The 15,768-nt window shown below is 58.5% G+C and carries 13 protein-coding genes and 1 tRNA gene; 9 read left to right on the forward strand and 5 right to left on the reverse strand.

Going from position 1 to position 15,768, the window contains the following annotated elements:
- The first annotated feature begins 337 nt into the window (after positions 1–337).
- The 4 genes from JI748_RS00005 (at position 338) to JI748_RS00020 (ending at position 5,856) form a co-directional block, all read left to right on the forward strand.
- Positions 338–1,063, forward strand: coding sequence for an HNH endonuclease (locus tag JI748_RS00005; RefSeq protein ID WP_201633608.1), 726 nt, complete (start codon positions 338–340; stop codon positions 1,061–1,063).
- 156 nt (positions 1,064–1,219) lie between these two features.
- Complete coding sequence (locus tag JI748_RS00010; protein WP_407644957.1) at positions 1,220–3,349, forward strand: mechanosensitive ion channel domain-containing protein; 2,130 nt, start codon at positions 1,220–1,222, stop codon at positions 3,347–3,349.
- A 131-nt stretch (positions 3,350–3,480) separates the two neighbouring features.
- On the forward strand, positions 3,481–4,695 hold the full coding sequence (locus JI748_RS00015; protein WP_201633614.1) for a lytic murein transglycosylase: 1,215 nt from the start codon (positions 3,481–3,483) through the stop codon (positions 4,693–4,695).
- 162 nt (positions 4,696–4,857) lie between these two features.
- Complete coding sequence (locus JI748_RS00020) at positions 4,858–5,856, forward strand: alpha/beta hydrolase (RefSeq protein ID WP_233280573.1); 999 nt, start codon at positions 4,858–4,860, stop codon at positions 5,854–5,856.
- A gap of 129 nt (positions 5,857–5,985) precedes the next feature.
- Here JI748_RS00020 and JI748_RS00025 read toward each other — a convergent pair whose 3' ends face one another.
- Genes JI748_RS00025 through JI748_RS00035 form a run of 3 tightly spaced genes read right to left on the reverse strand, consistent with a single transcriptional unit; the run spans position 5,986 to position 7,212 of the window.
- Positions 5,986–6,399 carry a VOC family protein gene (locus tag JI748_RS00025; protein WP_201633617.1) on the reverse strand — a complete coding sequence of 138 codons (414 nt, stop codon included), beginning with the start codon at positions 6,397–6,399 and terminating at the stop codon, positions 5,986–5,988.
- A gap of 50 nt (positions 6,400–6,449) precedes the next feature.
- Complete coding sequence (gene bfr, locus JI748_RS00030; protein WP_164535689.1) at positions 6,450–6,935, reverse strand: bacterioferritin; 486 nt, start codon at positions 6,933–6,935, stop codon at positions 6,450–6,452.
- Positions 6,901–7,212, reverse strand: a complete 312-nt coding sequence (locus tag JI748_RS00035) for a (2Fe-2S)-binding protein (RefSeq protein WP_164535688.1) — start codon at positions 7,210–7,212, stop codon at positions 6,901–6,903. Before JI748_RS00035 ends, bfr begins: the two co-directional genes overlap by 35 nt.
- A gap of 173 nt (positions 7,213–7,385) precedes the next feature.
- On the opposite strand from JI748_RS00035, the gene JI748_RS00040 reads away from it, so the two are divergent.
- Positions 7,386–8,207 carry an alpha/beta hydrolase gene (locus tag JI748_RS00040; RefSeq protein WP_201633620.1) on the forward strand — a complete coding sequence of 274 codons (822 nt, stop codon included), beginning with the start codon at positions 7,386–7,388 and terminating at the stop codon, positions 8,205–8,207.
- On the opposite strand, the gene JI748_RS00045 is transcribed toward JI748_RS00040, so the two are convergent.
- Both JI748_RS00045 and JI748_RS00050 read right to left on the reverse strand, forming a co-directional pair.
- Positions 8,197–8,895 (reverse strand): DUF599 domain-containing protein, encoded by a 699-nt coding sequence (locus JI748_RS00045; protein WP_233280575.1) that lies wholly within the window; start codon positions 8,893–8,895, stop codon positions 8,197–8,199. The two genes, JI748_RS00040 and JI748_RS00045, sit on opposite strands and share 11 nt — an antisense overlap.
- A gap of 68 nt (positions 8,896–8,963) precedes the next feature.
- Positions 8,964–10,001: an aldo/keto reductase gene (locus JI748_RS00050; protein ID WP_201633623.1), complete on the reverse strand. Its 1,038-nt coding sequence runs from the start codon at positions 9,999–10,001 to the stop codon at positions 8,964–8,966.
- Between the two features lie 182 nt (positions 10,002–10,183).
- Between JI748_RS00050 and JI748_RS00055 the strand changes: the two genes are divergently transcribed.
- The 4 genes from JI748_RS00055 to JI748_RS00070 all read left to right on the forward strand — a co-directional run bounded on the left by JI748_RS00055 (position 10,184) and on the right by JI748_RS00070 (position 15,228).
- Positions 10,184–10,260, forward strand: a tRNA-Met gene (locus JI748_RS00055).
- Positions 10,261–10,432: 172 nt separating this feature from the next.
- Positions 10,433–11,977 (forward strand): N-6 DNA methylase, encoded by a 1,545-nt coding sequence (locus JI748_RS00060; protein WP_201633626.1) that lies wholly within the window; start codon positions 10,433–10,435, stop codon positions 11,975–11,977.
- 3 nt (positions 11,978–11,980) lie between these two features.
- A complete protein-coding gene (locus tag JI748_RS00065) occupies positions 11,981–14,155 on the forward strand; it encodes a sensor histidine kinase (RefSeq protein WP_201633629.1) in 2,175 nt (724 codons plus the stop codon).
- Entirely contained in the window at positions 14,152–15,228 is a 1,077-nt protein-coding gene (locus tag JI748_RS00070) for a response regulator (protein WP_201633632.1), read from the forward strand. The genes JI748_RS00065 and JI748_RS00070 overlap by 4 nt, the downstream gene beginning before the upstream one ends.
- Positions 15,229–15,768: the final 540 nt, after the last annotated feature.

The raw sequence follows: 15,768 nt of genomic DNA on the forward strand, positions 1-15,768 counted from the left end.
CGAAATGCTTGCGCAACTCGCAGATGGGGAAGGGAATGGCTGGGATGACGTTAACGCTGATGATGTCCTTGCTAATGCGCAAACATGGCTCCGCGCTATCATCGCGCGCGCAAAACGATGAGGCCCATCTCAGAGTAGACAGCTCTGCGCGCCTTCCCGGAGGTGCGTGTGCAGTGGGCAAGCAGACCAACCAAATCTTAACGGCAAAGTATGGAACAATACGTATGCTGGGTGGGTGCATGCGGTAATCAGGATATATAGGGAAGATAGAAGTTTCCTTGACCGGAACCAGCTCGCTCGTATCCGGCGCAAGTTTCGAGACATTGCGGAACAATGTTTGCAACAGCGTGTGGTGCTGTATCAAAGCAGCCGAGAGTCAGGCCCTTCCAATTTGGACAGAGGGTATTTCGCTACGGCGATCATCGACGGCGTGAACGACGATCCCGCGAACGAAAAACGATGTCTTGTCAGGATCAAGGATTTCAAACCCTTAGAGCCCTCTCAGCGGATGATGCTGGGCAACTTGCCGAGGGAGTCAGCACTGCTGTCAGCGGACAACCGCCTGAAGGGGTGGAAGGCGGCCGAAGATCTTCGTTCAATTTCGGACGAGGACTTTGCTATTCTAACGGGTGCTGACGAAGTCGATGAGATGTTTGGTATTGATTTGGTCAATCTACCAAAATTTCGATTTCGTACTGACCGCATGCGTGATCCGGAGTTCACTCATTTAATCTATCGCGCCTACCGAGGTCGGTGCGCGATAAGTGGTGTCACCTTGTTATCTGACGACGGCAGGTTTTGCGGACTGGAAGCAGCCCACATTTATCCCTACCGATTCCTTCAATTAAATATCGCTTCTGCAGGCATCTTATTAGCGCCATCTTGGCATAGCCGATTAGACATCGGCACGCTGATTATCGAAGATGATTACACTTGGCGAACGAAGAGTGAGGATAGCGACACCGCGCCGATTAAGAACAGGATTGTGCGGCTGCCGACCGTTTCTGATCAATGGCCAGACATCGCTTTGCTGCAACGCAAGCGAGCTCTTTTCGGCAGATAAGCTGTCGCAGGAAGGTACTTCCGCCCGTCAAAGCCTTGACCTCTTCGCCCAAGCCGCCATGGTTAGGTCGATTTCCTCGGCCAATCGAACCTTATGCAGCTCCTTCTCAGACTTTGTTTTTTCCTTGCCCTTCTGTCGGCGCCAGCTTTGGCACAGGTGCCAGGCTTGCCAAGTTCGTCGGCGCCTGAGGCTTCGGCCGCGGAGTCGACGCAGGCCGTCGATGACCTCGTTCGTATCCTGCAGGACGACACTGCGCGGGCAGAGCTGATCCAGCGCTTGCAACAGGAAGTGCCGGCCGACGCGGTGGCAGAGGCTGAGGCCGTGCCGCCTGATCTGAGCATAGCGCGGCAATTGGCCGAGTATACGCGCAGCGTAGCGCAAGGGGCCTCGCAAACCGTGCGGCAGCTTGGTGCTGCTCTTGGTAGCGTCCAGAACCTTTTCACCGGCGGTGTTGCAGCCGATACGGAAGCCTGGCGGAACTTGGCTATCAACCTTGGGCTGCTGATTATCGCGCTGTTCGGCAGTTTCTTTGTTCTTCGCCTGGCGTCAAACGCGCTCTGTGCACGCCTTTCTGCCCGTGTGGCCGCCGCCAACTGGGTGCGGCGGTTGGGCGCGCTACTCGTGGTCATCTTCGTCGATGCCGGTACGATCGTGCTTGCCTGGGCGCTTGGCTATGTCATTGCGCTCAACACCGGCACGCTGCCGAATGGGGAGATGGGCATAAACCAATCCTTGCTGCTCAACGCCTTTCTCGTGGTTGAGCTCAGCAAGCTGGCCCTGCGCATTATCCTCGTGCCGCATTTCCCGACCATTCGGCTGCTGCCGATCGCGGACGACAATGCGGTTTATTGGTCCTTTTGGCTCGGCCGGATCATCTCGCTGGTCGGCTATGGCTTCATGTTCGCAGCGCCCATGTTTTCAGGCATGGTGTCCTCGGCGGCTGGCGGCGCGGTTCAGGTGCTGACCATGGCAACGGCGATTACGATCGCCGTCATTATCGTGCTGCAGAACAAGAACGACGTGCGCGCCTGGCTGTCAGCCCTTGCGGTGCGGCATAACAATGGCGGTCTTTGGCGCTTGCTCGCGGCCGTCGGCCAGCAATGGCATATCCTCGTCATCGCCTATCTTGTGGCGCTGCTCGCCGTCTGGTTCGCCAATCCGGATGAAGCTTTGCCGTTCATGTTGGGCGCAACCATCCAGTCGATCATTGCAATCCTGGTAGGCTCGCTGATCGTTACTTTCATCGGACGTTTTGTCAGTACGGGCCTGTCCTTGCCGGCCGATGTACGTCAGCGCCTGCCATTGCTCGAAGGACGACTTAAGGCCTTCGTGCCCGGGGTGATGGGCGTGGTTCGTTGGGTGGTGATCGCGGCAGTTGTGCTTGCGATCGGGCAAGCCTGGTCGCTGTTCGATTTCGCAAGCTGGATCAGCAGCCCGGAAGGTCTTTCGGTGGTTGGCTCAGTTGTGTCGGCGGCCTTGATCATCCTGGCTGCCATCGCACTTCACGTGGTGGTGGCGTCCTGGGTCGAGTATCGGCTCAACACGACGATCGGGCGCATGCCGACGGCGCGTGAGAAGACGCTGCTGAACCTCTTCAAGAACGCCTTCACCATCGCCCTTGTGGTGTTCGGCCTTATGCTGGCTTTGGCGCAGATCGGGGTCAACATTGCGCCGCTGCTGGCCGGTGCCGGTGTCATCGGCCTTGCGATTGGTTTTGGTGCGCAAAAGCTCGTCGAAGACATCATCACCGGCATCTTCATCCAGTTCGAAAACATCATGAACGAGGGCGACGTCGTCGAGGTCGCGGGCAAATCCGGGACGGTGGAAAAGCTCACCATACGGTCGGTGACCATTCGCGACATGAGCGGAACGATCCACCTGATCCCGTTTTCCGCCGTTGCGCAGGTTTCCAACATGGTGCGCGGCTTCAGCTTCTATGTGTCGGAGGTGGAGATTGCCTATGACAGCGATATCGAAGCCGCCAAGCAGGCGATGCGCGACGCTTTCGCCCTAGTCATGGAAAAGGACGAGTTCAAGGACGTGATCCTCGACGATCTTGACCTTCAAGGGCTCTTTGCCATCACGCCGACTTCGGTGTCGCTGCGCTCGCGCATCAAGACGCTGGCGGGCAAGCAATGGGGCGCTGGCCGCTACTACAGCGAAATGTTGATGCGGCTCTTCGCCGAACGCGGCATTGAGACGCCGACGCAGCGGATCAACTATGTGTCCGACGCTGCAGGCCAAAAGCCGGTTTTCGAGCTCAAAGCGCCGCCAAGGCCTGCCTGACTCCTTCGTGATCGGAGGAGCGGTTTGCCTTAAGCTCATCTTAATCGGATGCGTTAATTCTTTGCTATGCGCGTCCGTTGCGGCACAGCCGGCGCGTTCGTGAATTCCGTAGCGCGTAGCACGAGGCTGAGATGATTCTTTCAAGCGGAAACGCTTCCCGTCGCCGTCGCTTGGCGGCATGGTTTTTTGCTCTTCTGGCCGGCGCTTCGGCGACGCTGCCGGCTCAGGCGAACACTGCCGACTTTGTGCGCGGCCTGTGGCCTGATGCCGAGCGGGCAGGGGTAAGCCGGCAGGCTTTCGATGCCGCGCTGGGCAATTACAAGCCCATTCCGCGGGTGATGGAGCTGACCAAGAAACAGCCCGAATTCTCGCAGACGGTGCAGCAATATATCGACAAGCGCGTGACGGCGGCGCAGGCCAGCAAGGGCCAGGCCATGCGCAATGAATGGGCGCAGACGCTTGGCGGCGCGCAACAGCGTTATGGCGTGCAGCCCGAGATTGTCCTTGCCATCTGGGGCATGGAAACCAATTTCGGTGGCTTCATGGGTGGCAACAACACCATCTATGCGCTGGCGACGCTGACGCAGAATGGCTACCGGGCCGAATTCTTCCGCAAGGAATTGCTGACGGCTTTGCGCATCGTTTCCGATGGACATATTTCGCCCGGCTCGATGGTGGGGTCGTGGGCGGGCGCCATGGGGCATACCCAGTTCATGCCGTCGAGCTTCATGAGCTATGCGGTCGACTACAATGGCGACGGCCGAAAGGATATCTGGAATTCGGTGCCGGACGCCCTGGGCTCTACCGCCAATTACCTCAAGAGCTTCGGCTGGCGCCCTGGCGAGACCTGGGGCTATGAGGTCAAGATTCCAAGCGGCTTCAATTTTGCAGCGGCTCGCCAGATGGAAAGAGCGCCGATCAGCCAATGGCAGTCCATGGGCATTACGCGCGTTTCCGGCCGGGCCTTTCCGCGCGCAGGCGATGTCGGCCGGCTCTATATGCCCGCGGGTGCGACCGGTCCGGCCTTTCTGCTGTTGCCGAACTTCGACGTGATCAAGCGTTACAACAATTCGGATAGTTATGCCTTGGCCGTCGGTCATCTTGCTGACCGGATCATTGGTGGCGGCAGCTTCGCGACGCCATGGCCGGCAGGGGACTATGCGCTCAACAAGGCGCAACGGACCGAGCTGCAGGCGCTGCTGTCGCGGGCTGGCTATGACGTGGGCACGCCAGACGGCGTTGTCGGACCCAAGACGCGGGCTGCGGTGATGGCGTACCAGGCGCGGGCAGGACTGCCCCCTGACGGGCACGTGTCCGGCCTGCTGCTCGAGCGGCTCAAGCGTTAACCTTTTGTTAACCCAGTGCTCCCACACTGGAGGGGCTTAAGTAGGGGGCAGGAAAGCGAGCAACATGCGGCGCTCCTGCCCCCGCCCATTTCAGTGCCACATTGTGCCCGGCTTTTTCTGCTAGCCCACAATCCTCCTGTTCCGCTCACCTCCGAAATGATCATGAACCCGTTCCGTCGCGCCGTTCTGGCGCTGAGCCTATTCGTTCTCGTTGCCACCGGTGCCGCCCAGGCGCAGTCGATCATGGATCCGTTCAATCTGCCTGCGGCAATGGACGGCGGAACCTCAAAGGTTGGTGACGGCATCGCCTATGGTGACGGGCCGCGGCACAAGCTTGATGTCTATGCGCCTGAGCAACGTGGGGAATTGGCGCCGGTCGTGTTCTTTATCTATGGCGGCGGCTGGAGCCGGGGAGAGCGGCGCGAATATGAATTTGTCGGCCGCGCCTTTGCATCGCGCGGCTTTGTTGCGGTGGTCGCCGATTACCGGCTGGTGCCGGAAGTGCGGTATCCCGATTTTCTTTATGACAGCGCCGCCGCGCTGCGATGGGTGCAGGACAATATCGCCAATTATGGCGGCGATCCGAACCGGCTGTTTCTCTCTGGCCACTCCGCGGGAGCCTACAATGCCGTGATGCTGGCGCTCGACTCCTCGTTCCTGCAGCAGTTCGGGGTCACCATGCCGGTCCTGGCGGTAGGGGCCTTGTCGGGTCCCTACGACTTTTATCCCTTCGAGTATAACGAGGTGAAGGAAGCCTTCGGCTATGCGCCCAATCCGCAAGGGACGCAGCCGATCAATCTGATCACCTCGGACGCGCCGCCCATGTATCTGGCGACCGGCACCACCGATCCGATCGTGCGCGTGCAGAACACCAACCGGTTTGCCGACAAGCTGAGGTCGCAGGGCGTTTGGGTGACGACGCAGTATTATGATGGTTTTGGCCATATGGAGCCGGTGCTGGCGATGGGCGCCATGTGGCGTTGGCGCATGCCGGTGCTGGACGACATGGTGGGCTTCTTCCAGCGCTTTGGCGCCTTCCCGAGCGGGGTTCCCTATATCGCGGTGATCCCAAGTGCGCCCGAGGAACTGCCGGACTCGATCATGCCCACCGATCAGATCCTGGAGCAGTTGAACCAGATGTTCCAGCCGATAGAGGACTAGAAACAGATCAGGCTTGACCATCCCACCGGCTGTCACCCCGGCGAAGGCCGGGGCCCATCCTGAGATTGGAGGCTGGGCCCCGGGTCAAGCCCGGGGTGACAATCGAGTTTGCGGCATGTTTCGGCCGTCTCAGCCCGCCGGTTCAATCACCACAGACTCCGCCGAGCGCGTGTTCGGCCCATGGAACACCGCCTCGATATTGTTCCCATCGGGATCAAGTACGAAGCAGGCATAGTAGCCTGGATGGTAATTGCGCTCGCCCGGACCGCCATTGTCCGTGCCGCCGGCGCGGAGGGCGGCTTCGTGGAAGGCTCCGACCATTGCGCGATCCTTGGCCTGGAAGGCCAGGTGAACGTGGCTCAGCACGGCGTCCGTGTCCGCGCCGTCGACGAAGAGTTCATCGACCTGAAACCAGTTCTCGCCGCTAGCGGTGATGGGTATGCCGAGCACCTTGAGCACTGCTTCGTAGAAGGTGCGGGTCTTGCCGAAGTCCCTGGCACGCAGGTGCACATGGTCGATCAGGCGGCCGGTGTGGTATTCCATGATCCTCTCCCCCAAAGCAAAACGCCCGGAGCGATCCGGGCGTTTGTGTCTTACTCGGCTTCGTTGGCCGGGGCGGCGTTGAGGAGGCCGTAGCGCTCCTCGCCGATCTTGGCGAGTAGATCGAGCTGGGTTTCAAGGAAGTCGATATGGCCTTCCTCGTCCTTGAGAAGCTCGTCGAACAACTGCTTGGACACATGGTCATGCAGTTCAGCGCAGAGTTCGCGGCTGTTCTTATAAGCTTCGCGCGCTTCGTATTCGCCTGCAAGGTCGGCTTCGAGCACTTCCTTGATGGTCTGGCCGATGCGCAGCGGCGCGACGCGCTGCAGGTTCGGATGGCCTTCGAGGAAAATGATGCGCTCGATCAGACGATCGGCGTGATGCATTTCTTCGATGGATTCGGCGCGTTCCTTGGCGGCGAGCTTCTTATAGCCCCAGTCGTCCAGAAGGCGGAAATGCACCCAATACTGGTTGACCGCGCCGAGCTCGAGAAAGAGGGCCTCGTTAAGCCGCTCGATGACCTGTGCTTCGCCTTTCACGACGTACTCCACTCCGTTGCTTTTTGAGTTTTTCCAACCCGGACTGGAGATTGACCAGTTCAGCGGGCTGATGGGCTTGCTGTGCCTGGTAGCTTTCGGTGACGCGCACGATAATGTCCACCACATTCGGCACGCAGCCCGAACATTTGGCGCGGCGATTGAGCTCCGCATAGACCTTGGCCGGCACGACAAGCTGCCATGGATCGGCTCGCAAAAGCTCAAGGACAATGTCCTCGATCTCCTTGGAAGTGATCATATTACACTGGCAGACAAGCATAGCAGGGCCGATCGGATCTCAACGGGCCGGAATAAACGCCTGACTATGTTGAATGTCAACGTCATAAAATAGCTAAGGAACTGCATGTTTTGCGCATGGTTATGGTCAAAACGCCGCAGGGCGAAACAGAAGACGCAAATCGCCCGTAGCTAAGCGGCACGTGGACGTCTCGAATGAAGCTTTCCCCGCTCGATATTCTCGGTTTCCTGCTGCCCAAAGACGGTGGCTCTGAACGCGTTGCCCAGGACCTCGCCTATGGGCCGGAAGCGCGGCATCGGCTCGATATCTATGCGCCCCGGCGCATGCTGGTGCCGGCGCCACCCGTCGTGGTGTTTTTTTACGGCGGCTCCTGGGGCACCGGCAACAAGGAAGCCTACGGTTTCGTCGGACGAGCGCTGGCGGCGCTGGGCTATGTGGTCGTCGTGCCCGATTACCGGCTGGTGCCGGACATCGAATATCCCGCATTTCTCGACGATTGTGCTCGAGCTGTGGGCTGGGTGGGTCAGAACATCAATCGCTATGGCGGGGACTGGACGCGCATGGCCTTGGCGGGTCATTCGGCCGGCGCCTACAATGCGGTGATGACGGCGCTCGATCCTCGGCTGGTCGAGGCACATGGACAGAGGCAGGCTATTTGCGGGGTCATCGGGCTTTCGGGCCCTTATGACTTCTTCCCCTTTGACGGGCCGATCTCGCTGCGCGTGTTCGGCGGGGTAGAGGATCCCAAAGCCACCCAGCCGGTCAACCATGTAGCGCCCGGCGCGCCGCCGATGTTCTTTGGCCATGGCGACAAGGACACGCTGGTCCTGCCGCGCAACAGCTTCCGCCTGGCGGAAAAATTGCAGCAGGTGGGAAGCCGTGCCGAGACGCGGATCTACAAGGGCCTGGCCCACGCCGGCCCGCTGCTCAGCATCGGGCTGCCGCTGCGCTGGCGGGCGCCGGTGCTCGCTGATATGGCAACGTTCCTGCGCGAGCTCTTCGGGCCTAGCCGCTGAGCTTGGCCTTGCGGTGGCGCGCGGCGATCACTGCGGCCGAAGCGGCGGTGCGGTGGGACGAGGAAAAGAACTCGCGATGGGCGAGGACGAGGACTGTTGCGAGACAAGTCGCGACCCCTACCCATTCCGAGACGAACCAGGCCACTGTCGACACGGAAAAATAATAGGCGCGAATGCCGCTGTTGAAGTTCTTGGCGCCGAGCGCGTTCATCTGCGCGATGGCCTCGATCTCTTCTTCGCCGGTCTCCCGATCATGGTCGAGGGCACCCAGCATGATGCAGAAATGGTTGAACTGGCGCAGCGACAGCGTGAAGGCGAAAAAGGCCAGAGCGAACATGGCGAGCATGACGGCAAGGTGAGCCTGGACGTCGACTACCGTGAGATTGCGGTCGAATGACAATGACTCCAGGGCGTTCATCAGCGTCGGCAACTGGCCGAAGACAGCAAACACCGCCAGGACCAGCAGCACCGCGGTGGAGGCCAAAAAGCTCACCGAGCCCATGATATTGCCCGAGAGAATGGCGTCGAAGGGGGACTCGCGCCGGGTTGCATTGGCCACCCAGTGACGGCGCTGCATGTTCATGATCACTGATAGCGACGGCCGCAGTTTTTCCACCTGCGGCACGACGATGTTGTAGGCGAGATAAACGAGCAGCGGGAAAACCGAGGTTAGCAGGGTGATAGTCACGGGGCGCTCCGCTGGATCGAATGGCGCTCACTATAGCGGCGCCATGTTGACCAGTTGTTGCCGCGCGATCAGATCGGGCGCGGCATGCGGCGGTGCAGGGTGTCTATGTCGGCGAGCACTTCGGGGCTGAGGACGAGGTCGCGCGCGGCGAGCACATGCGCCAACTGTCCGGTGCTTGTCGCGCCGATGATGGTGGAGGTCATGAAGGGCCGGCTGCGGCAGAAGGCAATGGCCATGTGGATGGGGTCGAGCCCGTGCTGAGCGGCGAGAGCATGGTATTGTTTGGCGGCGGCTTCCGAATGCTGGTTGAGCCGCCAAAATCCCTTCTGGTAGTCCTTGCGGCTGCCCTGCGGCGTTTGGCCGTCGAAATACTTGCCGGTGAGGAGCCCGCCCGCGAGCGGCGAATAAGCGAGAAGGCCAACGTCTTCGTGGTGACTGAGCTCGGCGAGGTCATGGTCGAAGATGCGGCGCAGGAGGCTATATTCGTTCTGGATCGTGGCTACACGCGGCAGGCCATGCTGTTCGGCAAGGCGCAGCCATTGCGCCGTTCCCCAGGCGGTTTCGTTGGACAGACCGAACTGGCGGATCTTGCCTTCGCGCACCATGTCGCACATGGCGCCGATCACTTCCTCCATATTGGCCAGGGTGTCGGCGGTGTCCTGCCTGGTCGGGTCGAAGGTCCAGTAGTTCTCGAAATTATAGTGGCCGCGGCTGGCCCAATGGATCTGGTAAAGATCGATGTAGTCGGTCTGGAGGCGCCGCAGGCTGCCCTCGACGGCTTCACGCACGCTGGCTTTGCCCGGGCGCTGACCGTTGCGGATGTGAGCGCTGCCGCCGCCAACGATCTTGGTGGCGAGCACCCAGCGGGTGCGGTCGCGCTCGCGTGCGAACCAGTTGCCGATGATCTCTTCGGTGCGATTGCTGGTCTCGGGGCTGCCCGGCACGGCATAGACTTCGGCCGTATCCATGAAAGTGATGCCGGCATCGCGCGCCATGGCGATCTGCCGGTGACCCTCGTCTTCGGTGTTCTGGCTGCCCCAGGTCATGGTGCCGAGGCAGATATCGGTCACTTCAATGTCGCTGCGACCAAGGGTCTTGAGGTGCATGGTTCTGTTCCGGTTGGCAAAATCGGGCGGACCCTAGACTGAAAGCCCGCCCCCGGGAAAGCCGGAGCGGGCGCAAAACGGTTCTGTCAAAAAACTGACATCAATCGGACGATGGGGGGTTGAGGTCTCGAACATGACCCCCTATATAGCCCTCACACGACGCGGCAACGCACAGTGTTTGACGCGGGATGGAGCAGCCCGGTAGCTCGTCAGGCTCATAACCTGAAGGTCGCAGGTTCAAATCCTGCTCCCGCAACCAAAAACCCCAGTTAAGCCAAGCGCTTAGCTGGGGTTTTCCTTTTTGTGCTCTCGTGTTGATAGCGTAGTGCTAGCGTATTGCTAGCGAGATCCCTCGTGCTGGACTAAAGGCGACCCAGTCAGCGATACTAGCACCGTGGAAACATTCCGGGTCTAATAGCTTGAGTATGCAGGTGATTGCGACCAAACGTGCGAACGCCAAAATTCTGGGTGCGTTTTACACTCCTGCAACTATCGCGGGAATGCTCGCCGAATGGGTGGTCCAAACAGGCAATGAACGGCTGCTCGAGCCCAGCGTTGGTGACGGCGCGTTGTTGGCTGCCGCGATTGAGCGCCGCCGGGAACTACGGGGGGCCCGTGGTGAACTGAGGTTTCTCGCGTGCGATATTGACGCCGCGGCTATTCAAGCATTGGAAATCTCGCTGCCAGATACCTTTGAGGCCCGTGCCGTCGATTTCCTCCAGCTCGATCCCGCCAGCACTGGCTTGTTTACAAGCGTCTTAGTGAATCCCCCATTCACTCGGAATCACTCTATAGAGCCAGCACGCAGAGAGATTTTGCGGCGGCGCTTTGGCGTTAATGGGGCCGCAGGGTTGTGGGTACACTTTCTCATTCACTCGATGGATTTTTTAGCGCCTGGAGGTCGACTGGCCGCGATAGTGCCGGCAGCAGCGCTTTTTACGACCTACGGACGCAACGCCATTGAGCGCATTTGCGCGCAGTTTGCCCACGTCGAAATTCGGCAGATCGTCGATAAACCACTATGGACAAATGGAGCGGCGGAGCGAGGGGCGGTCATACTCGCTTCCGGCTATGGAGTTGGCCACACGACGGTACCAACGCCCTCGCGGTGGCTCACTAACGGCTACCGAGAACCTAGTGCTCTTCCCATGCAATCTGGCGTATTTGGGAAGCTGGCCGCAATTGCCATACCTTTAGGCGACTTAGCCAGCATCGCAATTGGCGCAGTTACCGGCTGCAATGCTGTCTTCCTGTTGAGTGAGGAGGAGCGCTTGTCACTCGACATTCCTATCGAGCAACTCACGTCGATTGCCTCGCGGGCACGACAGCTACCCGGACTAACTATTACATGCAGCGAGTTGCTTGATAGCGCCCGCGCCGGAGAGAAGACTTGGTTGTTAACGCCGGAAAATCTCGCAGAACGCGGCACTGGCGTGAGAAGGCGATTAGCACAAATCTCTAAGAGAAAACGTGCGCACACCGTGTGGCTCAATAAGCGTGACCCATGGTGGCAAGTGGATGTCGGGCCGCCGTGCGATGCTTTCTATACGTACATGAATGACTTGGGACCCCGCCTGGTGCTGGCTGATCCGCAAGTGAGGTGTACCAACACCCTACATAGAGTGACGTTTAAGGCAGATATCCTTCGCCAGCAGCGGATCGCGGCTTCGCTTTCGATGGTGTCAACCTTTGGGCAACTCGCTGCCGAGAAAATCGGGCGCAGCTACGGCGGAGGGCTTCTAAAGTTCGAACTTATGGATGCACGGCGAGTACCTATCCTACCCGCTCGACAGGAATCACTTGAAGCTGTCCTCATGCTGGCGGATCACGCATTGCGCTCGGGTAATCGCGATAGAGCACGAGCACTCGCCGACGAAGCTCTGATAGCTCCTATTCTTGGCAGCAGGTGGGAATCCGATGTTCTCCTATTGGAGGACGAGTTAAAGGCGTCCCGAATGGCTCGGCGAGGCGGTTAGAGTATGGCTGAAGAGCTCCGATTCACGGCTGACGCCGCGTTGATAGATCGTTTGGGGCGGGAACTTGTCGGCAAACAAGAAACTGCGCTGATCGAACTAGTCAAAAATAGTTACGATGCTGATGCTCAGCGCGTTCGTGTAGATTTGACCCACGATAGGCTGGTTATCGACGATGATGGGGTCGGCATGAATAGGGAGGAGCTTGTCGGCGGCTTCCTACGCTTGGCCAGCGATATGAAAGTTCGTCATCCGCTCTCGTCAAAGTTCCTGCGCCACCGTGCTGGCCGGAAGGGCATTGGTCGTTTTTCGACACAACGCCTTGGCAGCAGCTTAAGGCTGCGCACGTGGAAAGGCGGTGACCAGCTTGGCTTGGAATTAAGGGTTGACTGGAGGGATTTCGAACGGGGATTGGAACTGGCCTCTATTCCGGTGTACCTGGAGGAGATCCCTCCAAGGCATGCCGGCACTGAGATTGAGATTGGCTCACTTCGGGACGGATGGACTCCAGCGCAGATACGAAGGTGCTGGCGCGGCGTAATGAACTTGCTGCAGCCTTTCCCGGTCGCACCCATCGATAATAAGCCGCAGGCCGACCCCGGGTTCGAGGTTGAATTTTACCAAACCAATGGGCTTTTTTCTGACCCGGAGCTAGTGGCGAACTTCCAGACGGAAATTCTTGACCACATGCACGCGGTCGTCGAATTCCGCGTCGATGAAAACGGCCGTGCTGAGTGGCGCCTTACTGATAATAAGTTTGGTGAGGGCATTTCTTGGACGGCAATCCACCACGAGCACAGCGATGGAAGCAACCCGCCCAATTATCAGCATCTGCACAATGCGTGGATGAAAGCTTACTACGCGATTCTCGATCCAGAGGAGTTCTCAAGTCTCATCTTTACGAGGGTGCGGGAGACTCTCGTGGCAGAAGGCGGCATTCGCCTGTACAGAAACGATTTTCGGGTAGTGCCATATGGCGAAGCGGACAATGACTGGCTTCGACTGGATGAGATTTATGGTCGTCGCACTATTCTAGTTCCTGTGGCCAATCGAAATTGGTTCGGTGTCATTGAAGTTCGTGATCCCGAGGGCCAGAGCTTCGAAGAACACACGTCACGTGAAGGATTGATTGAGACACCAGCATTCAGCGAATTGCGAGGCTTGGCGACCGCTGTCTTGCTCGATGCAGCACAAAGAATTGCGGCACAGCGGGGGCGGAAGACGCGCGCTGGCGGTTCAGCAGAACCCACAGAGAGGTTCTTAAATCGATTAAGAGAGGCAGTGCGCAAAGCACGAGAGTTAGATGAGGGCGCTTTTAGCTCCAGCACCATCGACGATGGCCCTCCTCCAAAAACAGGCAGCAGCACTGTCCAATTGATGACGGACGCTGAGGCTGTACTTACTGAGGCTCAGGCAATATTCGCTGATGAGCTCGCCATGCTCCGGTTGCTCGCTACTCTAGGCTTGACAGCCGCTGAATTCAGCCATGAAACCGGTATGACTTTTCAGGCCGTAAGGCTCGATTTCAAGCAAATCTTCGACGTGGCTCTCAATTCCCTACCTGATGATGATCCTTTCATCGCGCGTGTAGAGCGGGCACGATCAATGCTCGACCGTCTGGATGCGCTTACCTCATATCTCAATCAGCTGGCATCTGCCCGGTCCGCCAGGCAGCTGTCTCGGGTTAGCGTAAGTCGCGTCGTGGAAGAATTTGAGAAGGGCGTCCGGGATTTGGCAGCGCGAAGCGCGGTCAACTTGACAGTCGACACCCCACCGATTGAACCACTTTATACTCGGCCCATGCACAGTGCAGAGGTGGCCTCTCTTCTCCTGAACTTCTACTCGAATGCAATTAAGGCCATCAAGGAAACGACTACTGAACGCCGCATGCATGTAGAGGCGAGTAGCGAAGGGGAGGAGGTGGTTATTCGCTTCTCCGATACGGGCGAGGGCATCCCAGAAGAAAATCGTGAGAAGATCTTCGACCTTTTCTTCACAACGCGATCAGCGGCGCCAGCAACTGCAACGGCCCTTCAGGAAAACACAGGTACAGGGCTAGGCCTGTGGATAGTGCACCAGATCGTGACGCGGGCGAACGGCACCGTCGAAGTAGTTCAACCGCCGGAAGGGTTCGTCACCTGTATAGAAGTGCGGTTGCCCGCATATGAGGACAATGAATGATCGAATGGCTTTTCGTTGACGACGTGCCTGACGATCGTGCGTCTTTTGTTGACGCGCTAGAGATCGCAAACATCTTGCAAATCGCCGCTATTTCCGGCCTAGAGGCTAAGAGCATGTTAGCGGACAAGCGTATGGCGCCTGCTGGCGTACTCATGGACGTTGATCTTTCAAACGAGCAAGGAATGCAGGGCACAGGGCTCGGTTTGGCCTTTGATATTCGATCTGCTCAATATCGAGGGGCGTTGCCATCATTCCCCATCATACGCTTTTCACTGCGCGAGGTGGTCAAGCAAAACGTTGGACACGACACTTCCAGCGACGATGCTTTCGATCTCAAAATCTATAAGGACGATGTTAAAAAAGACGGCCACTTATCGTCGATGCAGTGCTGGATGCGTGGCACCTCGGCCATCTATGCCGCGATAGGGCCCAACGTAGATTTCTTAAATGCCGCTGGTGTGACCGCATCTCAGTGGGAGGCTTGGGGGGACGTGAGCTTTGTAGATGCGCTGCGTTATGCTGATCGCCCTCACCTCAAGGCCGCATGTTTCGTCCAACTAATCTCTACCCCAGGGTTGCTGATAGATGAAACGCTGCTCGCCACAAGGCTAGGCGTAGCCCCAGGCTCGACCGGGTATGCGGCTGTTTTAAAAGAGCTGGAAGTATTCCGATACACAGGCGTTGGCGCTGACTTTTTTCCGCGGTGGTGGGCTCGCGGACTTGAGGTGTGGTGGGATCAGGAGATCAATCCCGACGTGCCATTGTCTGGGGCATCGCTATCGGAACGCGTAACAGAACTACAGGCTCGGTTTGGCGAGTTTCAGCAACTCAGCATGCCTGAAAGTAGCCCAGGGAACCGACCCTGGCGCTTATGTTCTCTGAGCATGGAGCGGTCAGGAGAATTCCTTCCTGTGGATCCCATCTGGGCAGTGCCATTCAGGCCTCGAATGCTGCCAGCAGAATGGGCTGACCCAACGTACGCCGCGTTGGGTGTGGCTGCTAAAGACGCGGATAATCCGCAGCTTGACGGTGGGGAACTCGAGCGTCAGTTAAAACGGTATCGGAAAAACTGATGCATTTGCCGACCAATCTTCAACAGTTGGAGAGCGTGCTTCGATCCAAAAGGCCCACTAGGGCCACGGCAGATTTCTTACGTTCGCAGCGTTCAACCTTCGCCGCGCAGTGGACGAAAGACAGGTCTGTGCGCGCACGAGGCATGCCATTGCCCCTTCCACGCGATCAGGGCCTGCATCCCACAGGCTGCAGCCTTGAAGCGGCAACACTCAATTTTCATTTCAAGGCGAGTGAGGGAGGACGAAGTCCGGCACTTGCCGAGTTCCAGGTTAAGGTAACCGGGCTCCTAGAGGCGGGACCTGCCACGATTGAGTTGGAAGACCACTGGCGGATAGATGCCGAGGCTGAGCCGTCCCAAAACTCCAAAGCGCCAGGGAAGGAAGGTAGAGAGCCGCATCCTCGCTTTCACTTCCAGCGAGGAGGACATGCGCAGGACGTTTTCGCTGCCATGGCAGGATTTCTACCCAGTAAACATACGGAGCTACAGGTCGGAGAGTGGCGCTCATTGTTGCAGTATCCAGGGCCACGAATCCCTAGTC

Source organism: Devosia rhizoryzae (genome assembly GCF_016698665.1).
Lineage (GTDB): Bacteria > Pseudomonadota > Alphaproteobacteria > Rhizobiales > Devosiaceae > Devosia > Devosia rhizoryzae.